16 protein-coding genes and 2 pseudogenes are annotated in these 20389 nt (G+C 46.2%); 7 read left to right on the plus strand and 11 right to left on the minus strand.

Features of this window, described 5'->3' with window-relative positions; translation table 11 throughout:
* Positions 1 to 189: 189 nt before the first annotated feature.
* Positions 190 to 348: a hypothetical protein gene (locus DW830_RS15705; protein WP_158573410.1), complete on the minus strand. Its 159-nt coding sequence runs from the start codon at positions 346 to 348 to the stop codon at positions 190 to 192.
* Between the two features lie 562 nt (positions 349 to 910).
* Between DW830_RS15705 and DW830_RS16050 the strand changes: the two genes are divergently transcribed.
* Positions 911 to 1588 (plus strand): hypothetical protein, encoded by a 678-nt coding sequence (locus DW830_RS16050; RefSeq protein WP_199656027.1) that lies wholly within the window; start codon positions 911 to 913, stop codon positions 1586 to 1588.
* Positions 1589 to 1654: 66 nt separating this feature from the next.
* Here DW830_RS16050 and DW830_RS01640 read toward each other — a convergent pair whose 3' ends face one another.
* The 6 genes from DW830_RS01640 to DW830_RS16060 form a co-directional block, all read right to left on the minus strand.
* Positions 1655 to 2341, minus strand: coding sequence for a hypothetical protein (locus tag DW830_RS01640; protein WP_119248629.1), 687 nt, complete (start codon positions 2339 to 2341; stop codon positions 1655 to 1657).
* Between the two features lie 43 nt (positions 2342 to 2384).
* Positions 2385 to 2927 (minus strand): hypothetical protein, encoded by a 543-nt coding sequence (locus tag DW830_RS01645; protein ID WP_233544332.1) that lies wholly within the window; start codon positions 2925 to 2927, stop codon positions 2385 to 2387.
* A 49-nt stretch (positions 2928 to 2976) separates the two neighbouring features.
* The gene (locus DW830_RS01650; protein WP_119248630.1) at positions 2977 to 4440 is read right to left on the minus strand and encodes an oligosaccharide flippase family protein; all 1464 of its coding nucleotides are present in this window, start codon (positions 4438 to 4440) and stop codon (positions 2977 to 2979) included.
* Positions 4441 to 4456: 16 nt separating this feature from the next.
* Positions 4457 to 5686: a nucleoside recognition domain-containing protein gene (locus DW830_RS01655; protein ID WP_119248631.1), complete on the minus strand. Its 1230-nt coding sequence runs from the start codon at positions 5684 to 5686 to the stop codon at positions 4457 to 4459.
* A gap of 163 nt (positions 5687 to 5849) precedes the next feature.
* Entirely contained in the window at positions 5850 to 6644 is a 795-nt protein-coding gene (locus DW830_RS16055; protein WP_199656029.1) for a DUF4143 domain-containing protein, read from the minus strand.
* A 50-nt stretch (positions 6645 to 6694) separates the two neighbouring features.
* The gene (locus tag DW830_RS16060; RefSeq protein WP_199656031.1) at positions 6695 to 7180 is read right to left on the minus strand and encodes an AAA family ATPase; all 486 of its coding nucleotides are present in this window, start codon (positions 7178 to 7180) and stop codon (positions 6695 to 6697) included.
* A gap of 308 nt (positions 7181 to 7488) precedes the next feature.
* Between DW830_RS16060 and DW830_RS01665 the strand changes: the two genes are divergently transcribed.
* Positions 7489 to 8472 (plus strand): cation diffusion facilitator family transporter, encoded by a 984-nt coding sequence (locus tag DW830_RS01665; protein ID WP_410524476.1) that lies wholly within the window; start codon positions 7489 to 7491, stop codon positions 8470 to 8472.
* Between the two features lie 50 nt (positions 8473 to 8522).
* Here DW830_RS01665 and DW830_RS17045 read toward each other — a convergent pair whose 3' ends face one another.
* On the minus strand, positions 8523 to 9134 hold the full coding sequence (locus DW830_RS17045) for a TonB-dependent receptor domain-containing protein (protein WP_317125364.1): 612 nt from the start codon (positions 9132 to 9134) through the stop codon (positions 8523 to 8525).
* Positions 9135 to 9139: 5 nt separating this feature from the next.
* Positions 9140 to 10579, minus strand: coding sequence for a TonB-dependent receptor plug domain-containing protein (locus tag DW830_RS01670; RefSeq protein WP_317125365.1), 1440 nt, complete (start codon positions 10577 to 10579; stop codon positions 9140 to 9142).
* A 336-nt stretch (positions 10580 to 10915) separates the two neighbouring features.
* On the opposite strand from DW830_RS01670, the gene DW830_RS01675 reads away from it, so the two are divergent.
* The 5 genes and pseudogenes from DW830_RS01675 (at position 10916) to aat (ending at position 16407) form a co-directional block, all read left to right on the plus strand.
* A complete protein-coding gene (locus tag DW830_RS01675) occupies positions 10916 to 12337 on the plus strand; it encodes an AAA family ATPase (RefSeq protein WP_119248632.1) in 1422 nt (473 codons plus the stop codon).
* 276 nt (positions 12338 to 12613) lie between these two features.
* A complete protein-coding gene (locus tag DW830_RS01680) occupies positions 12614 to 13120 on the plus strand; it encodes a flavin reductase family protein (RefSeq protein WP_119248633.1) in 507 nt (168 codons plus the stop codon).
* Positions 13121 to 13130: 10 nt separating this feature from the next.
* A complete protein-coding gene (locus tag DW830_RS01685) occupies positions 13131 to 13433 on the plus strand; it encodes an ATP-dependent Clp protease adaptor ClpS (protein ID WP_117663422.1) in 303 nt (100 codons plus the stop codon).
* A gap of 68 nt (positions 13434 to 13501) precedes the next feature.
* Positions 13502 to 15735: pseudogene (locus tag DW830_RS01690) on the plus strand (AAA family ATPase).
* Positions 15736 to 15741: 6 nt separating this feature from the next.
* Positions 15742 to 16407 (plus strand): leucyl/phenylalanyl-tRNA--protein transferase, encoded by a 666-nt coding sequence (gene aat, locus DW830_RS01695; RefSeq protein ID WP_119248634.1) that lies wholly within the window; start codon positions 15742 to 15744, stop codon positions 16405 to 16407.
* Positions 16408 to 16533: 126 nt separating this feature from the next.
* Here aat and pafA read toward each other — a convergent pair whose 3' ends face one another.
* Positions 16534 to 18144 (minus strand): alkaline phosphatase PafA, encoded by a 1611-nt coding sequence (pafA, locus tag DW830_RS01700; protein WP_119248669.1) that lies wholly within the window; start codon positions 18142 to 18144, stop codon positions 16534 to 16536.
* 81 nt (positions 18145 to 18225) lie between these two features.
* Positions 18226 to 20193 (minus strand): annotated as a pseudogene (locus DW830_RS01705) (heavy metal translocating P-type ATPase).
* Positions 20194 to 20389: the final 196 nt, after the last annotated feature.

A 20389-nucleotide genomic window follows, 5' to 3' on the forward strand; every position in this document is an offset into this window, starting at 1 on the left:
TCGGTTGGGGGCTGAAACCACTTTTTTATGTCCCACAGATTTCACAGATTTACACAGATTTTCAGGGTAAGCGGCTCCGGGTGAAGAGTGGTGAAGAGTGGCGTAAGCTCTTCACCCGTGCAAGTTTCTAAGTTACAGATATTTATGCCCTTCCGGTGAAGAGTGAAGAGTATTTTTGAAAGTGGCTTACTATTCCGGCGGATTGCAAAGACGGAACAATTTACATCCTTTTGTATGCTTTTCCTCTAAGCACTCCTCCAGCGAAAGCGGATTCTCTCGCCAATAAGCCATGGAAGCCATCTTCTGGGCATTGACTTTCTTGTGATAATCGTTCAGTTGTATCTCCATCCATTTATGTATTATATTGTTAGAATATTACGTTTGCAAACGTTACGACTATTTTCTGAAAATACCAATGATTTAGGGTAAAATATTAATGAATAGCCCATTTATAGCTTACTTGTGTGCCTAAACATTAATTTTCTTAGAAAAAACTTATTTAAAATGATACGACTTTCAGAAATAATCACTACCTTTGCATTCGAGTTGGAGCGGCATGAAAAGACTTGCCGTGATGAAGACTCAATTTTATATAGAGCGTTTTGATATTATCTCTCATTGAAATCTGGACAATTTCATTCCCTGAGATAATGGCAATACTGCTCACGCTTAGGATTATTGTACCCTTTTCTGAAGGGCGTAATATATCGTATAGGCGTGGGCTATTGCTTCATTACTAGGGAGTGGGCAGTCCAGAGCCTCAATGAAGTAATAAGCAATAGTTCCCACGCTTTTCCTATTTATTAACCGCTATACTTCTGGGAAACAGTTGGCAAAATAGTTGGTAATAATGTATTTATCTTATAACGAATTTGTCTGCACATTATCTAAGGTTACTAGTGCGACAAGTGTGACTGGTCAGAAATATTATGATATTCATATCATTGATAATTTGATATGCGGCAAAAGAGGAATCGGAACCTCTTTTCAAATTAAATTGGCAAAACTATATAATGCCTATATAGATTTACCTATTATCAATACAACGACTCTCAAGCCTTATGTTGGTGGTGTGCAATCTCCAGCACTAGCTATATTGGTGGAAGCAAATCTGGTTAAGACTCCTGCGTCGGATGATTTTGTGTTAAATGATAGAGAAAAAGGAGAATTAATAAAGCCTATAGTTGATAACGAAAACTCAACAAAAGGTAAAAGCAAAAGTAACAATAAAAAGTTTTATGTGATAGTTTTACTATGTATTGTCTTGGGACTGTTGATAAAGTTTTCAAGTAAACCGAGTCTTGATGCAATAGGTTGTATGGAAGAATTAATTCCCAACAAAGAATATGTCATACAACAGAACACAATAGCTACTTATGATAAGGAAAGCAATGCGCTTTTAATACAATATTCTGTGGATCAGAATGATATGGGCGTTACCCAGATGTTACTTGATGGTAGGGCAAAAATGATACCTGCTGGACGTCGGGCAAGATTTATTAAAATTATACGGGGAGATGCTGTTGTTCATATAGAGGGTGAAGCTTTTAATATGATAATTCCAACAACTGCATTAATTCCCGAATAACTTGCTCTGCAACTAGTTGAGCAAAGTTTTACTTACGTAGAAGAGACAATGAGTGAGGCATAAGCTTCACTCTTTTTTTGAATAGTTCGGAGAGTATTTCTTGTAAGTATCTAATCCATCTGTATCCGATTTGAAGATGATGGTGTCTATGAAATAGTAGTTGCCGTCATCTCCAACCAAAACATTATTAGGCACGGCATCGAAGATGTCGTGAATACCATTGGTGAAATATTCTCCATTGTCTTCTGCGTGAAAACCGATACGCTCAAACTCAGCCTTGATTTCTTCGGGAGTAGCTTCCCTCGCATTTACAACAAGTTGTTGGCGAAGAACAGCACAAACTTTTCCATCTCGATTCTGTGAGAAACCGATGAAATTGTAGGCGCAATCAGGAAAGTATTGGTTATGGGTAGGAATGCGTTCAAAGAAAGGAGTAAGGTTGTCGTCTGAATAACGGAAGTCGTTAAGTTTATAAACGTGTATTCCATCATAGGCCATATAAACCTCGTTCTCTGAACCTCGGTCAGAGAACACACCTAATGATTCCGGATCTTCAATCCAGCAATCATTCTCCTTAGCCCAGTCTTTTAGCCTTGCAATTTGGACTCCCTTGCAAGCCGTTGTTCCCGCAAGCGCTTGAATTGAGCTAAGCACTCCTCCAGCGAAAGCGGATGCTCTCGCCAATAAGCCATTGAAGCCATCTTTTGGGCATTGACTTTCTTGTGATAATCGTTCAGTTGTATCTCCATCCATTAATGTATTATATTGTTAGAATATTACGTTTGCAAAGTTACGACTATTTCCCGAAACTTCCAAGGCTTCGCTTGATTTTCTTCATAATTTGCCTTTTTGCCGATAACATTCCCGGGGATAGAACCTCCTGTTCCAGCATATCCAATGCTATTCTTAACTCTTCAAGGAGTTCGGGATAGTACTTCATCTGCTCATAGGCGAGCTTCATGCAGTAGCAGCGGATGGCGTAGGGTTGGGAACATGCTGTAATCTTGGCAATGCAGAAATCGATGAAATCGGAACGGAGTGATTCTTCTTCGAAAGGCTGACGGAGAAGGAGTTGGAGCATCAGGCGGCGCTTGGTCTCATTCTTCTCTACGAGAACCCTATCTATCAAGTCATCATGCTTCTGAAAGAGCCACGGATTGTTGGCTTCATCGAAATGGCTTAAAGCCCAAAGCGCATTGAACGATACGCGGTCGTTCTCATCAAAGGTGAGCTGGTAAAGCTCTTCCTTTAAACAATTATTCTCTTTGCCTTGCGTCTGAAGGCAAAGAGAATAAATATCATTTACACTTAATCTGTTTAGGAGTTGATTTCTCATCATTTCAGCTCTTATAACTTCTTATTCTGTTCTCATAACATCATAAGATGCTCTATTTCCTAAAGTACTTTCCAATTACTGGCAGACTCTTCAAAGGGAAATCCTTCTTCACGAGATAAGCGGCGAAGATGAGGATGAGTACCGTGTTGATGAGGCAGGCGATGGCGGTAGAGAAGTATTTGTTTGTCTCGGTCATTCCTGCGAAGAGGATGAGGGAGAGAACCACATAAATCATAATCTCTTTCACCGGATAGTTGATTGGATACTTCTTCTGCCCCACGAAGTAGGAGAGAATCATGGCTGTTCCATATCCTGCGAAACCAGCCCAGGCACAGGCGATGTAACCATAGATAGGTACGAAGATAACGTTGATGGCAATCAATACCGCACAACCGATGCCTGAGAAGTAAGCACCCCAGATGGTCTTGTCGATGAGCTTGTACCAGAAACTGAGGTTGAAATATACTCCCATCATGATTTCGGCAGCCATTACGATAGGTACGACCTTCAATCCATCCCAGTAGTCGCGACCGATGATGTGGCGCAATACATCCAGATAGCCTACCACTACGAGGAAGGCAAGCAGGGTGAAGATGACGAAATATTTCATCGCCGAAGCATAAGTCTGTCGGTTGTCCTTATCCTTCGCCTTGCCGAAAACGAACGGCTCATAAGCATAGCGGAAAGCCTGGGTAATCATCGCCATGATCATCGCAATCTTGCTGGCTGCTCCGTAGATTCCGAGCTGCGCATGAGCATCGCCCTTCTCATAGATGTAAGGGAAGAGAATCTTATCGGCTGTCTGGTTCAGAATACCGGCAATACCAAGCACGAGGATAGGCCAACTGTAGCCCAGCATCTTCTTGATGAGCACCTTGGTCTCAGCCCAAGAGGCGTAAGGACCAGAAAAACCTTCCTTCAATTCCTTATAGAAGAAGATAGTCATGGTAGAGGTGCAGATGATGTTGATGTAAAAAGCATATTCCACATCACTTCCACCCATGAAGCCGAAGTAAGCGATGTTCATCGCCATATTGCCGATGATGAAGAGCATCTTCAAGGCTGCAAACTTCAATGGGCGCTTCTGGTATCTCAGATAGGCAAATGGTATGCACTGGAAGGCATCGATAGCCACGGTGACAAACATGGTCCAGACGTATGCCGGATGGTCGGCATATCCCATGGCACTGCTCAATGGATGCAAGAAGATGAATACCAAGGCCACGAAGAGCAAGGAGGTGCAGCCCACCATGCTCAAGACTGTGGTATATACTTTGTGAGCATCTTCTCCCTCCTTGTTGACAAAGCGGAAGAAGGTGGTCTCCATACCGTAAGTCAGGATGACGAGAATCAAAGCCGTATAGGCATACATGTTGGTGATGACACCATAACCACCACTGGCTGCACTGATGGAAGCCGTGTAGAGTGGCACAAGCAGATAGTTGAGGAATCTGCCGATGATACTGCTCAAACCATAGATGGCGGTATCCTTTGCTAAACTTTTGAGGTTTGCCATATTAATTTGTTTTTTATTATCCGAAGAATAAATATGCTATAGTGATTGCTGCGATGACTCCTGCCAAATCGGCGAGCAAGCCGCAAGCTACGGCGTGGCGGGTATTCCTGATGCTTACGCTTCCGAAATATACAGCCAATATATAGAAGGTGGTGTCGGTGGAACCCTGGAAGATGCAGCTCAATCTGCCCACAAACGAATCAGGACCATAGTTCTTCATCGCCTCCAGCATCATGCCTCGTGCACCACTTCCCGACAGCGGTTTCATGATGGCGGTAGGCAGGGCACCTACGAAATCAGCATTCAAGCCGCATTGTTCTACCGACCACGAAATGCCTTGAATCACCATATCCATCGCTCCCGAAGCACGGAACACACCGATGCCCACAAGGATAGCCACGAGATAAGGAATAATCTTCACCGCTGTGGTAAAGCCTTCCTTCGCTCCCTCGATAAATGCATCATATACATTCACCTTCTTCCAGAAACCAGCCAGGATGAAGCAGAGGATGATGCCCAGAAGAATCATATTAGAAGCCAAGGTGGTAACCGTGTTCATTGTATCCTTGTCCATCTGTCCGAATCCCCAGATGATGATGCCTACGAAGGCGCACATTCCCAGTAGGGTAGCGAGCAATACCGGCTGTAGGATGTTGATGCGCTGCCAGAGCGAAGTGATGATGATGCCGGCAAGCGTAGCCACGAGCGTAGCTATCAGGATAGGGATGAAGACATCCGTAGGCTGGGCTGCTCCATAGGAGGCACGGAAGGCGAGGATGGTGGTAGGGATGATGGTGAGTCCTGAAGTGTTCAGAACCAGGAACATGATCATCGGATTCGTCGCCGTATCCTTCTTCGTGTTGAGTTCCTGCATCTGCTGCATCGCCTTCAATCCTGTTGGTGTCGCTGCATTATCGAGTCCCAGCATGTTCGAAGCGATATTCATAAAGATGCTTCCCATCACCGGATGGTTCTTCGGAATATCTGGGAAGAGACGGGTGAAGACCGGGCTGAGCGCTCTTGCCAATACATTTACTACTCCCGCCTTCTCTCCAATCTTCATAATGCCAAGCCAGAGGGCGAGCACGCCCGTCAGTCCAAGAGAAATCTCGAAGGCATTCTTGGATGAGTCGAAGGTGGAATCTACAATTTTCTGGAAGATAGTCGTATCTCCCATTGCCAATCCGATGAGTGCGAAGATGAACGCAATCACGAAAAATGCTATCCAAATGTAATTTAAAACCATATTGTTTCATCTTGCGGTTTTATCAACCGCTTTTATTGTGATAATGTTCTTGTCTTTGAAAAATATAATACCTGATAATCGGGTGCAAAAGTACAATAAAAATTTCGCATAGCGCGGTTAAATGCAGAAAAATCCCTCAGAGAGGGATGATTTTTCTGCATTTCTATCTTTCTCTTCTCACAAATCGTTTGAGCAGGAAGGTGAGGAAGTAGGGGAAGGTGTAAAACTTACCATTGAACCCGATATTCTTATTGCAGAGTTTGATGCCGTATTTGATGTCGGGATATTTACCGTCTTGTGCTGTCAGCTTGGCGAGCGACCTGGTGGCATTATCCGTGGCTTTTACTTCAACGGGGATGAGCGACTGGGCGTCACGAATGAAGAAATCCATTTCTAAGGTAGATTTCTCGTTGCGATAGAAGTAAAGATTATAGCCTTGCTTTACCAGCATATCGCCAACGATGTTTTCGTGGATGGCGCCCTTGTAGGTACCATAGTTCTTGTTCACTCTGATGTCTTCTTGCGATTCCTCATCTAGCGAAGCAACCAGCAAGCCCGTATCCTTATAATAGAGTTTGTATGATTTCGGGTCGTAGTTGCCTTTCAGAGGTAAGGATACTTGAGCGAGACAATAGCAAACGTTGATGATACCTGCATCACGAAGCCATTCGATGGTGCCTATGTATTCTCTGTTTCTTGCTCCATGGGCAATCTTGCTTATCTGAAATTTCTTGTTGTCTTGTCCCAGGAAGACAGAAATATGATCGTACACGTTCTTGATTTTTCCTTTGTCGAGCCCTTGTGCATATTTCGTAATATCTTCCTCATAGTCAAGAAGAAGCTGGCGCTGCATCTTGAGCGTGCCGCTGAAGTTTCCGTTGCTCACGAACATATTGACTACGGCAGGCATCCCTCCGATGGTCATGTATTCACGGAATAGCCTCTCCAACACATTCATTTCTATATTAGAAAGTGGTGTGCTGGAGACCATCTTTTCGTAAAGGCGTTCTATAAAGCAAAATCATAGCCCTTTGCCCATAGGAATTCCTCGAAATCCATTGAGTGCATCGTGTAGTCTTCCTTATATCCTACGCTGTTCGATTCTATCTCGCGATAATTGATGCCCATGAGCGAACCGGAGCAGATAACATCGTACCTGCCATCTATCTTGAAGGCTTTCAGACTGGTGGCGCAGGCAGGACAATCCTGCATCTCATCGAAGAAGATGAGTGTGTTACCTGCTTCTATCTTGAGAGAAGGATTGATGAGGGTGAGGTTCCGGATGATACTATCCACCTCGTAACCTTCTTCGAAGATTGCCTTGTATTTTTGTTGCAATACGAAGTTGATGGCAACCACATTTTGATAGTTGTCATAGGCGAATTGTAGGATGGAAGCGGTCTTTCCCACTTGTCGTGCTCCCTTCACGATGAGGGGCATTCTCTCCTTATCGCTTTTCCATTCCTTGAGATAATTATCAATCTTTCTGCGCAAAAGCTTCATAATCAATATATTTATAGTTCTTATTCGAGTGCAAAGATACAACTTTATCACAAAATTCCAAAGTAATTCGGACTGAAAATCACAAAATTCCTATTGTTTTAAGGTGTTTTATCACAAAATTCCATGCTTTTATCTCTTCGCTATCACATTATTCCCTATTCGTTATACTTTTTTAATCTCTCTTTTTATCCGATTTCAGAAAAAAGATGTACTTTTGCCGCTCAATTCATGAAAGACAGGAATTTGGTTATACAAAAACATTATTAAGGAAGCAAAGGACTTCTGTTATATTTTATAGTATGGACAAGAATGAGAGAATAAATAACGAGCAAGAGATGCCCGCAGAAACGAAAAAGAATCATTCCGCAGATGCGGATAGAGTAAAGGAAGTATATAAGGTGACGATAGCGGGAAGCATCATCAATGTGGTGCTGCTCGTATTGAAGTTTGCGGCAGGTATCCTCGGACATTCTGCAGCAATGATAGCGGATGCCATCCACTCGCTTACCGATTTCGCCACAGATGTGGTGGTATTGGTATTCGTAAAACTGGGCAATAAGCCGAAGGATAAGGACCATGATTATGGTCATGGCAAATACGAGACGCTAGCTACGGTCATCATCGGAATTTCGCTTTTTGTGGTGGGTGTGATGATCTGCTATTCGGGCGTAACCAAGACTTATCGTGCCATCTGTGGTGAGATACTCCAGCAGCCGGGCGTTGTAGCCTTGATAGCTGCCATCGTAAGTATCGTGATGAAGGAGTGGGCTTATCAGTTTACGGTAAAAGCCGGCAAGAAATATCATTCCGAGGCAGTAGTGGCGAATGCATGGCATCATCGCAGCGATGCCTTATCGAGCATCGGAACGATGTTCGGAATCGGTGGAGCCATTATCCTGGGAGAAAAGTGGGCGGTGCTCGATCCGCTGGCTGCCATCGTGGTAAGTGCCTTCGTCATCAAGGCTGCCTGGGGACTGGTGATGCAATCTGTAAAGGAACTGACGGATGCCAGTCTTCCTGAAACGGAGGAAGATGAAATCCTGAAGATTGCGAACGAAGAGCAGGGAGTAGGAGAGATTCATAACCTGCGTACCCGTCGCATCGGAAACAAGATTGCGATAGAGATGCACGTCCGCATGCCGGGTTCTCTCTCGCTTTATGAGGCGCATGAACATGCTACTCATATCGAAACAAAACTGAAGCAGCACTTCGGCGCAGATACCCATGTGGGAATCCATCTCGAACCGATAAAAGTGAATGGAAAATATCAGAAACCGGAATAAACGGAAAAAGTCTTCAAGCCAAAATGGCTTGAAGACTTTTTTGTTTTATATTACCAGCCGAGATTTACGCTGGCTCCTGCCATAATCCACAAACCAGGCTGCTTAACAGCAGTGAGGTCGTAGTAGCGGTGGCAAGTGATGTTGTCGGTTTTCACGAAGATATTGTATTTCTTCTCATCCCACATCAGCTTGCAATCCACCTTGGTGTATGGATGATAGCCATTCATTCTCTGCTGCCATCTTACGCTCCACGATGCTGAAAGCTTGTTCCAGATCTGATGATCCAGACCGAATACTGCCTTGTGCTTCAGATACTCCAATGCATAGAGTGATTTCAGAATGTTGGTCTCGGTCTTATGATCCTGATAAATGTAAGCATAACCCAACTTGATGCGGGTGATGAAACTGTTTGGCACCAATTCTCTCATGTAGATAGTTGCATCCACGTTGTAGCCCATGTTGTTGAGCTTTCCGATATTCATTACATGATACTTGCTGTCGTTCTGCTCGGTTACTGAAGTCTGAACCCAGTCAATCATGTTGGTGCCGTGTGCATAGAATCCGCTAATGGTTGCGGCAAAACCGGTCTGGCGATACTGGGTTCCTACCTTGAAGGTGGAGTTCTTCTCCGGGTTCAGGTTGATGTCGCCCTGCTGCACCACATTACTTATATATAAGTCGGTGTAGGTAGCATTCTCAGCGCCTTGTTCCAGGATGCGTAGAACTTCCAGTTGTCGTTAGGACGATAACTCATATCTACACCCGGATAGAAGCGGAAGTCGTTGTCCAAACCTGTGTTCTTGTTTGCCAAGACACCTGCCGACAAGGTGAAGCCGCCGAAGATGAAGTTGTGCTCCAGCATGATGTTGGTGTTGGTGCGCTCACCCTTTCGGGTATATTGACGGTCTGAACCCGAGATGTCCTTATAGTCTTTCTCTGCGAGTTCCTCGCCCAATGCTGTAGAGTAGATGCACTCCTTGCTGATGTCGAAACCCACTGCGGTCTTACCCAAAGCCCAAGCCACGTTGGCATTCAGACCACCACCATAAACATCGAGGTCGTGATAGTTCTCGCCCGCCTTGGCTCCAGCCATACCGCGAATCAGCTGATAGTGATCCTTGAAATTGTTATAATAGAATTGAGGCGCAATCTCCCAAGTCTTCTCCTGGTTGTGCAGACTCAGGTTGAGAGAAGCCATACCGTGGTCTGTCTTCTCATATTGGTTGTTGTATTTGGCGCTGTAGAAAGTGTTGGCACCGTAGCTCTGGGTAGAGATACCCACCTGGGCATTGATGTCGAAACGCTGGTCGTAGCTCAGGTTAACCTGTCCGAAACCTTGTCCTTTTTCGAAGTCGCTGTTCTCCGTGCCTCCGTCCGAACGCTTGTAGCCTCCGCTGGCAGAGTAGGCGTGTGTCCACTTGCCTTTGGCATAAGCCGTCTGCACACGTCCCTGTGCTCCGAAACTTCCAAAGCTTCCGCCTTCTACACTTGCAGATACTCCATCATTCTTTGCCTTCTTGGTCACGATGTTGATGGCACCATTGAAGGCTGAAGTTCCGAATATGCGCGATGCTGCCCCCTCGAGCACTTCGATGTGGTCGATGTCGGCAAGAGCTACAGGAAAATCAGAAGCATTGTGACCAGTCTGAGGATTGGAAATGTTGACGCCATTCAAGAGAATGGTAATCTGGTCGAAGGTTCCACCATTGATGGAGATATCCGTCTGAACACCAAAGCCACCACGCTGACGGACATCCACGCCGGTAGCTAATTTCAATACATCGTTGATAGTCTGCGCTGCCGCACGATGAATATCATCGCGGGTAATGACAGACACAATCTTAGGTGACTGCTCTACAGTCATCGGCGCACGAGATCCGGTAACGCTCACCGCATCTAGCTCGTAAGCCTTTCCGCCCTTGTAGAGGGTAGAATCAACCTTGGCTCCCTCTGTGCTTACGCCTGCTGCCTTGGCATGGCTCAGGGTAGCAACGCTGAGTGCACCAACAAGTACCTCTCTTCCCAAAACTGCGAAGAGTGAGTAATTCTTGTTAGAGAATCGGTTGAACTTCAAGCTGTTGCGCTTGTTGAAAATTGTTTTGTACATTAAATAAAATGTTTATAAATGAATAATAAATCGAAGCCTTCCGCCTTCCCGGCTTTCGGCATTCGGGGTGCAAAGGTACGGTCTTTCCTCGAAATGACAAAGCAAAATGTGATTTATTTTTATCCTGCATGTAAAGATTTTAATTTAAATCAAGAGAGGTCGGCTTGCTATACTTGGCGAAAAAAGGGTTGAAAAAGGCGTTTTCCGCCAATTATAAGCGTATACTTGGCGGAATGTGGGTTAAAAAATGTATTTTCCGCCAATTATACCGATTGTTTTTATTATCTTTGCCCCTAGTTTAAAATGTAGAATCATTAAATTAGGGAGGATTATAATATGTTGATAGGCAGAAAGAAACAGCAGGCTGAGTTGCTGGAAGCTTATAATTCCGATGACTCAAGATTCGTTGCGTTGTATGGAAGAAGACGTGTGGGAAAGACTTATCTCATCAAACAGACGTTCAAGGATAAGTTTACTTTTTCTCATTCCGGTCTTGCTAATGGGTCTTTGCAAGAGCAACTATATGGTTGGCGTTCTTCTTTAGAGAACGCAGGATATGTTGCGCCTTCTACCCCCAAGCATTGGCTGGAGGCTTTTGATATGTTGAAGGAGCTTATTCGCCAGTCATCAGCGAAGAAGAAAGTTGTTTTCATCGACGAAATGCCTTGGATGGATACGCCTAGGTCTAAGTTTGTCACGGCTTTGGAGTTCTTCTGGAATGGATGGGCTTCCATGCGAGACGACATCCTGCTCATTATTTGCGGTTCTGCCACATCCTGGATTATCAATAAGATTTTCAGGAATCATGGCGGACTTCATAATCGTGTGAACTATCAGATATTCCTGGAGCCTTTCACCCTTCACGAGTGTGAGGAATATAGCGAGGCTATGGGCTTGGCTTATTCTCGATATGATTTGCTGGAAGCCTATATGGTGATGGGTGGTGTTCCCTATTATTGGTCTTTGATGCAGAAGGGCAGGAGTTTGGCACAGAATATAGATGCTCTTTTCTTTGCACCTCAGGGCCTTTTGCATTATGAGTTCAGGGAGTTGTATGATTCTCTCTTCCGTAATTCTGATAAATATATAGATGTAGTGAGTATTTTGGGGAAGAAGTTAGGCGGAATGCGTAGAGAGGAAATCGTGTCTGGTTTGGGAATTACAGATAATGGCAATCTTTCCAGAATCTTGGAAGATTTGGAGCATTGTGGCTTTATCGTCCGTACCAATGCCTATGGTGCCAGGAAATATAATGCCATCTATCGCTTGATGGACAATTTCTCTTTGTTTTTCCTGAAGTTCATGCAGGAGAACAAAACTGATGATCCTTCGTTCTGGTCTCACAATTATACTTCGCCCCTCCGGTATTCGTGGTGTGGTTTGGCTTTCGAGCGGGTATGTTTCCAGCATATTCCTCAAATCAAGCAGGCGCTTGGCATCTCGGGCGTTGTTACCAATACGTATTCCTGGCAGGTGAAAGATGACCCGGTTTATGGTGCTGGAGCGCAGATTGATATGCTGATAGAGCGGGCCGATAATACGGTCAATATCTGCGAGATGAAGTTCTCACAGAATGAGTTTGTGATAGATAAGGATTACGATGTAGTTCTTCGACACAAGCTCTCCCGCTTTGGTGCTTCCGTTTCTCATCGCAAGGCGATTCATCTTACGATGGTTACCACATATGGGGTAGCTCATAATGCCTATTGGAATAGGGTGCAGAGCGAGGTTGTGGCAGATGACCTGTTTAGTGAATAATTGTAAAAATGGGCGATTTTTTACCCATATCTCATAAAAAAACGTAGATATGGGTAAAAAATCGCCCATTTTCTTGTTTTTGTGGGAAAAAGATATCTTGATACTCTACTAATATTTTCTGCGATTTCGATATTTTCTGATAGAATCATTCGCTTTTTCAGATTATTCTTGTATCTTTGCAGGTGATATGCGGTGTTAGGCGATGAATTGGCATGGCTTTTGTTGAATGCTGCATTATTTCATTAATTAAAATATACAGAGAAAGGAAAAGATAAAATGGAGAAAATCAACGTAAAAGAACTGAATGATAATGTCTTCGAGACTATTGGTAAGGAGTGGATGCTGGTTTGCGCCGGCAACAAGGATAAGTTCAATATGATGACTGCCTCTTGGGGTTGCCTGGGATGGCTCTGGAACAAGCCGGTGGCTGTGGTATTTATCCGTCCGGAACGCTACACCCACGGCATCATTGAGGAGAATGAATTCATGACCCTCTCTTTCCTCGGCAATAGCGAGGAGGCTCGAAAGATATATAACTTCTGCGGATCCAAGAGCGGACGTGATTTCGATAAGGTAAAGGAAACAGGATTGACTCCTGTAGAGACCGATAATGGTTGCATCGGCTTCGAGCAGTCACGACTCACACTGGAATGTCGCAAACTTTATAAGGACAGTATGACTGCCGAGAAGTTTCTCGATAAGGATCTTCTGCAGTGGTATGGTGCCAAGGGTGGATTCCACGATGTTTACGTAGTGGAGATTACCAATGCTTATAAAAAGTAATAATTAAGATATGGCTCAAGAACAGACAGCAATTCGTGAACGCCAGAAAACCAGGCTCAAGGAGCCGGGGCGTTACGTGGTGGTGATGTTTAATGATGACTTTACACCGATGGACTTCGTGGTAGAAATCCTCGAATCCATCTTCTTCAAGTCGCAGGCTGAGGCTGAAGCAATCATGCTCAAGGTTCATCACGAGGAGAAAGCCGTGGTGGGCACCTACAGCTATGACATCGCCAAGAGCAAAGTGGAGAAAGCGATGGAGAAAGCCCGTACGCAGAAGTATCCACTGAAGCTCACTTATATGCCAGAATAAAGAAAGGAAAATATAGAATGGATAGTATGGGATTAACCCGATATATGAGTGTCTTGATGGACGATGCCATGAAGCAGGCCCGGTTTTTCGATCACGAGTTCGTGATGCCCGAGCACATGCTTCTGTCATTGCTCCGCCAGTATGCCTTCTGCCAGGCTTTGCAGGAGGAAGGAGTGGATAGCATCAAGATGCACGAAGACTTGGTGGGATGGCTCGCCAAGCAGGAACGTGTGCCTGAAAACATCAAGTTCCTGCCAGAACCATCATCACTCTTCAAGACTATGTTTGGAACGGCGTGCGCCCTGGCTGCAGCCGCAGATAGAAAACTCGTGAACGTGCCTCATTTCGTACAGGCAATGTTTGGCTTGCAGACTCTGAAGCTGCATTTCTGTTGTGCAAGAATGTGGGCGACCGTCAGGGCGAATTCCTGGCGAGTGTGGATAGCTATTATCCGCTCGATAACGAACCGGGAGACGAAACCCTCCTGATGGGCGATGGATATGATGAGGACGATTATGACAACGATTATGATGAAGATGAAGAGGAGGGTAGAAGCCGACAGCCTCAGGATTGGCACCAGTTGGTTACCTGTATTTCTGATCAGGTGGAGGAACATAATCCGCTCATCGGCAGAGAGCAGGAGCTGGATAGAACCATCCAGGTGCTCTGCCGTGCCGAGAAGAACAATCCGCTTCACATCGGCGAACCGGGCGTAGGTAAGACCGCCCTAGTTTATGGCCTTGCCAAGCTCATCAACGAGAATCAGGTACCCGAACGTCTCAAGGGAGCTCGCATCTACGGTATGGATATGGGACAGATGCTTGCCGGCGCCCAATATCGTGGCGACTTTGAAAAGCGCATCAAGATGGTAATGGAAGGAGCCGTGAAGGAAGGCAACACCATCATCTACATTGATGAGATTCATAATATGATAGGTGCCGGTCGTGGCTCTGATGGCGGACCGGATGCTTCAAATATGCTGAAGCAGTATCTGGAGGCAGGCGACATCCGATTCATCGGTTCCACCACCTATGAGGAATTCAACCGCTACATGGCTCAGAGCAAGGGCGTCGTGCGCCGATTCCAGCAGATAGATATCAAGGAACCTACCGAGGAGGAGGCAATCAAAATCCTCGAGGGCTTGCAGTATAAATACAATAAGTTCCACAATGTAACCTATCGTAAGGACGCCCTGGAATATGCCGTCCGTGCCAGCGCCAAATATATCAGCAACCGCTGTCTGCCAGACAAGGCCATTGACCTGATGGATGAGGCGGGTGCTTATCTGGAGGTGCATCCGGTAGAATCTCGCCAGCGCTCTTACGTTACCAAGTCAATCATCCAGCAGATTCTGATTAAGGTCTGCAAGATTGATGCGGCTGCGATGAAAGATGAGAATAACGATGCTTTGGCTACGCTTCGCCAGCGCATACTCGACAAGATCTATGGTCAGGATAAGGCTGTGGATAAGGTGGTTGAGGCTGTGATGATGGCGAAGGCTGGACTGGTGGATGATGACAAGCCGATGGCTTCGCTGCTCTTCGTGGGTCCTACGGGCGTGGGTAAAACCGAGGTGGTTCGTGTTCTGGCTAAGGAACTCGGCATCGAACTGGTGCGTTTCGATATGAGTGAATACACCGAGAAGCATACCGTGGCTAAGCTCATCGGTTCGCCTGCCGGATACGTGGGTTATGAAGATGGCGGTCTTCTGACCGATGCCATCCGCAAGACACCAAACTGCGTGCTCCTGCTCGATGAGATTGAGAAGGCGCATAGCGACATTTACAACATCCTGCTGCAGGTGATGGACTATGCCCGATTGACCGACAACAAGGGTCAGAAGGCTGATTTCCGAAACGTAATCCTCGTGATGACTTCCAATGCCGGAGCGCAGTATGCATCCCAGGCAAGTGTAGGTTTCGGCGGTAATGTTACCCGTGGCGAGGCGATGTTGGCTCAGGTAAAGAAGACCTTCAAGCCTGAGTTCATCAACCGACTTTCCGACACTGTGGTGTTCAACGATATGGATAAGCACATGGCAGAACTGATTCTAGCCAAGAAGCTTCGTCAGCTCGATGCAAAATTGGCAGCAAAGGGAGTTTCTATCACGCTTACCAATGCGGCACGCGAGAAGATCCTGGAGTGGGGCTTCACCAAGGAATATGGTGCCCGCGAGATGGACCGTGTCATCGGCAATCGTCTGAAGCCAATCCTGATGAAGGCGCTGCTCTTTGGCAAGCTCAAGAAAGCAGGTAAGGGCTGCGTAGATTTCGATGGCAAGGAACTGGTGATTAATTGTTAAGAAGCTATGATATTACAGATAGATGAAAATGCGGAAGATATTTATTTTCCCGATCCGCATTATGGTGATGAAGACGGTTGCTTTGCGATAGGTGGCGATTTGAGCATCGACCGCCTGCTGTTGGCTTACAGCAACGGCATCTTTCCCTGGTATAGCTTTCGCGACCAGCCGGAGATTCTCTGGTTCTGTCCGATGAAGCGCTTCGTCATCTTCCCGGACGAAATCCACATCAGTCATTCCATGCGCACCCTGCTGAGGAAGAACCGATACAGCGTGGGCATCAACGAGGATTTCGATGCTGTGATTCGTGCCTGCAGCAAGACCAACGGCCGTTACGAGGAAGAGGGTGCCTGGTTGGGTGAAAACATCATTCAGGCATTCACCGCCCTTCATGAGCAGGGCTTTGCGGCAAGCGCGGAGGTATGGGATAATGAGACCGGTGAACTGGTAGGTGGACTTTATGGCGTCACCATCGGCAAGGTCTTCATTGGCGAGAGCATGTTCTCCAAGGTTCCGTCAGGCTCTAAGATAGCCCTCATCTTCCTGGCCCGTTATCTGCAGGAGCATGGAGGCAAGATGATAGATTGCCAGTTGGAAACCCCGCATCTCAAGTCGATGGGTGGCAGATATATTTCCTACGAGGAATATATGGAAATCATGAATGAAGAATAATTCCTGCTGAAAGCGAGTAGCGTCTCTATTGTAAAAAGACGACTTTCTTCTTTTGGTGAAAAAATAATAAAGGCTAGGTTCCCGAAACAGGAAAACCTAGCCTTTATTTTTTAGCATTTACTTTTTTCAAAATATCGGTGTGCCGATGCAGCCGTTAGGTGCCTGGATATGAAGCATTGCGCAAATGGTGGCGGCAATATCTGTCATATAGTGAGGCTGGGCGCTCTCGCCGTGCTGGATGCCCCAACCCATAAACAGACAAGGAATATGGATATCGTATGGATTCCATGCTCCGTGGGTAGTTCCCTTGCTGCTGTAATATTCGTAGTGACCTGGTTTCAGTACAATCTGAACACCTCCGCTGCGCTCACGGTTATAACCGTTAATGGCACGGAACTTCAGTTCTTCAGGAATGCTCTCTGTGGAGGTCTTCTCCATGTCGAAGGCATAGTGCACATCCTTGTCTTTCTTCAATCTATCTACCACTGCCTGCTTGATGGCTGCGTAATCCAAACCGAGTTCCTCGATGATATCTGTGTTGAAGAACACCTGGTAGTTCATGATGGTCTTCACGAGGTCCTTGTCGGTGTTGAACTTAGCTTTCAGAATCTGATTCAGCTCTTCTACCAATCCCTTTTTGTTCCAGATGCCGGCAGGGATTCGCTGATCCTGCAGGAAGGTAGCGTTGTTCACGCCTCCATGGTCGGCGGTGAGGAAAGTGAGATAATTTCCCTTGCCCACGGTCTGGTCGAGATAAGCGAAGAAATCAGCCAGAGCCTTATCAAGTCGGAGATAGCAATCCTCTGTTTCGATAGCGTTTACGCCCACCTGATGACCGATGTAATCGGTGCTTGAACAGCTGATGGTCAGCAGGTCAGTATCTGTGTTTCTACCCAGATTTTCTCCCTCAATGGCTGCCTTGGCAATATCGAAAGTCAGGTTGCAGCCGAATGGGGTACTGCGGAGAATCTTGTAACCATGCTTTTTATATAAGGTAGGCAGATCGAGTGGCAATACAGCCTTCTCGCCCTCAGCGATTCCATTCTCGTAGTTGTTGTCATCGCTGGTGCTCTCCTTGTAGGAATCGATAGGGTAGAGCGTCTCCCATTTCTTTGAAAGATACTTGTTTGGGAGTTTCTGCTTGTTGAACTTGTTCACCCACTCTGGCAACTTATCCATATAGAAAGTACTGGTGATGAACTTGCCCGACTTGTCATCAAACCAGAAAGCGCCATTGGCGTGATGGCCCGCAGGGAGGATGGATGCTCTGTCTTTCAAGGCTACACCAATCACCTTAGAGCGGTTGTTGGTAGCCAGACGGAGTTCATCGCCGATGGTGGTTACCCACAGATTGCGAGGCGACATCTTGCCCGCCTTGCTGTCTGAACCTACCGGGTTGACGGTATCGTCGGCAGTACAGTACACAACCTTTCCATCCTTCACGAAGTTATTTCCGGCGATTCCGTGGATAGAAGGCACGGAACCGGTCCAGATAGAAGTGTGTCCGATGGCTGTAACCGAAGGGATATAAGGAATCTTGCAGTTTTCCACGCTGAATCCTTCGCCGAGCATTCTCTTGAATCCGCCTTCGCCGTAGCGGGCGTAGTAGCGATAGAGATAATCCCATCGCATCTGGTCGATAACGATGCCTACAACGAGCTTTGGACGTTGAGGCTGAGCCTGTGCAATGCCGCAGAAGCAGCAGAGCACGAAGATGAGTTTGATAATCTTATTCATAGTCAAAATGTCTTTTTTATACATAACCATTCAGTATTGTATATTGCAATTCGGTTGCAAAGATACAACTTATTTTGGTATTTAACGATAAAAAAGACGATTTTTACCCAAACTTCTCATGGCGTTCAATACAGCCAGTACCGTAACACCTACATCGGCAAAGACAGCCATCCACATGGTGCCGAGACCGATGGTGGCGAGAATCAGTACGGCAACCTTTACTCCGATGGCAAATATCACGTTCTCGTGAGCGATATGAATGGTTCTTCTGGCTATCTTCACGGCAAGGGCAATCTTTCTAGGGTCATCATCCATCAGTACTACATCGGCAGCTTCGATGGCTGCATCGCTTCCAAGTCCACCCATGGCAATGCCACATCGGCACGTTTCAATACAGGGGCATCGTTGATGCCGTCGCCTACGTAAGCGAGCGTCTTGCCTGCCGGTTTTGTCTTCAGCAGTTGCTCTACATGCGAAACCTTGTCGGTTGGCAGCAGTTCTGCGCGGCACTCGTCCAGTCCCAGTTTGTGGGCAACATCTTCTCCCACTTCTCTGCGGTCGCCCGTCAGCATTACCGTTTTCTCTACTCCCAGTTCTTTCAGCTCTCTGATGGCATGGGCGCTTCCTTCCTTAAGGGTGTCGTTGATCACAATATGTCCTGCGTACTTGCCATCAATGGCGATGTGGATGATGGTTCCCACCTGGTTGCAGTCGTGCCATTTTGCGCCGATGTTTTCCATCATCTTCTTGTTGCCCACGCAAACCACCTTGCCGTTCACTTTGGCACGGATACCTTGTCCGGCAATCTCCTCTACATCGGTCACCTCGCAGCCATCCGTTGCTTCTTGAGGGAAGGCAGTACGCAGGGCTGCTCCGATAGGGTGGGTAGTGAAATGTTCAGCATGAGCTGCCAGATGAAGCAGGATTTTCTCCTTGTCAGAATATTCGCCAATATGTACATTATCTGCATCATGGGATGAATGGTCTGGGCAGGAAGCATCTGCATGAACAGCAGCTACGGCAAACTCTCCGTGGGTCAAGGTACCCGTCTTGTCGAACACTACGGTTCCCACCTTGGCTAAAGCATCCATATAGTTGCTGCCCTTGATGAGAATACCGTTCCGGGATGCTCCGCCGATGCCGCCAAAGAAGGTGAGGGGCACGCTGATGACCAGGGCGCAAGGACAGGAAACTACTAGGAATATCAGGCGCGGTTGAGCCATAATGGGAAGTTCTCGCCAAAGGTTCCTTCACCTACGATTCCTGTTGCTGCCAGGAATGGAGGAATAAAAGCCAGGGCAATGGCTGCGAAAACAACGATAGGAGTATAGACTCGGGCGAAACGGGTGATGAAGCCTCGCTTTTCGACTTGTTCTTGTCTGCACTCTCTACCAGAGAAATAATCTTGGATACGGTACTTTCGCCAAAACTCTTGGTGGTGCGTACACGAACCACTCCCGACAGGTTGATGCATCCAGACATAATAGTATCGCCTTCGTTCAAATCCCGTGGCATACTTTCTCCCGTCAGGGCAACAGTATTCAAGGCTGAATTGCCCTCAATGACAACGCCATCCAGAGGCACTTTCTCTCCCGGACGGATTACGATAGTTTCTCCTATCTTGACGTCTTCCGGCGAAACGGCCTCTACTTTTCCGTTTCTTTCAACATTCGCTACATCTGGTCGGATATTCATCAGATGCGAAATACTGTCGCGGCTCTTTCCTTCCGCATATCCTTCGAAGAGTTCGCCTACCTGAAAGAAGAGCATCACAAAGACAGCCTCTGGAAATTCTGTGTCTGATCCAGGAAAGAATCCGATGCAAAGTGCTCCGATGGTTGCAATAGCCATCAGGAAGTTTTCGTTAAACATATCGCCCTTGGCAATACCTTCTGCAGCTTCGCCCAGCGTCTCGTGTCCTATTAATAAATAAGGAATGAGATAGACGAGGAGCAACTGCCAGGTAGCCAGGTCGTAATTCTTTTCGATGAAAACAGCGATAATCAGGAGGATGATGGTAGCTCCAATCAGAAAGAGTTTGGATTTCAAACCGCCTTCTTCATGATGATGATGGTGGTGGCAACCGCACCCCTGGTGCTCATGTTCTTCTGTGGAGCATGAGCAGTCATGATTGTGCTCATGATGATGTTCGTGAGAATCTTCACAATGGCATTCATGATGATGTTCGTGAGAAAGTTTCATTTCTTCCATAATTTTGCAATACTTTTAGTTCTATATACCCCGG

Origin of the sequence: Prevotella sp. AM34-19LB, assembly GCF_003468525.1 — a bacterium.
Taxonomy (GTDB): Bacteria; Bacteroidota; Bacteroidia; order Bacteroidales; family Bacteroidaceae; genus Prevotella.

Bases quoted from the DNA above. Each gene is read 5' to 3' on its own strand.
- DW830_RS01640 (WP_119248629.1), bottom strand. From the start codon at position 2,341: ATGGATGGAGATACAACTGAACGATTATCACAAGAAAGTCAATGCCCA.
- DW830_RS15705 (WP_158573410.1), bottom strand. From the start codon at position 348: ATGGAGATACAACTGAACGATTATCACAAGAAAGTCAATGCCCAGAAG.
- aat (WP_119248634.1), top strand. From the start codon at position 15,742: ATGATATTACAGATAGATGAAAATGCGGAAGATATTTATTTTCCCGAT.
- DW830_RS01650 (WP_119248630.1), bottom strand. From the start codon at position 4,440: ATGGCAAACCTCAAAAGTTTAGCAAAGGATACCGCCATCTATGGTTTG.
- DW830_RS01675 (WP_119248632.1), top strand. From the start codon at position 10,916: ATGTTGATAGGCAGAAAGAAACAGCAGGCTGAGTTGCTGGAAGCTTAT.
- DW830_RS16055 (WP_199656029.1), bottom strand. From the start codon at position 6,644: ATGAATGTGTTGGAGAGGCTATTCCGTGAATACATGACCATCGGAGGG.
- pafA (WP_119248669.1), bottom strand. From the start codon at position 18,144: ATGAATAAGATTATCAAACTCATCTTCGTGCTCTGCTGCTTCTGCGGC.
- DW830_RS01665 (WP_410524476.1), top strand. From the start codon at position 7,489: ATGGACAAGAATGAGAGAATAAATAACGAGCAAGAGATGCCCGCAGAA.
- DW830_RS01680 (WP_119248633.1), top strand. From the start codon at position 12,614: ATGGAGAAAATCAACGTAAAAGAACTGAATGATAATGTCTTCGAGACT.
- DW830_RS01685 (WP_117663422.1), top strand. From the start codon at position 13,131: ATGGCTCAAGAACAGACAGCAATTCGTGAACGCCAGAAAACCAGGCTC.
- DW830_RS01670 (WP_317125365.1), bottom strand. From the start codon at position 10,579: ATGTACAAAACAATTTTCAACAAGCGCAACAGCTTGAAGTTCAACCGA.
- DW830_RS01645 (WP_233544332.1), bottom strand. From the start codon at position 2,927: ATGATGAGAAATCAACTCCTAAACAGATTAAGTGTAAATGATATTTAT.
- DW830_RS01655 (WP_119248631.1), bottom strand. From the start codon at position 5,686: ATGGTTTTAAATTACATTTGGATAGCATTTTTCGTGATTGCGTTCATC.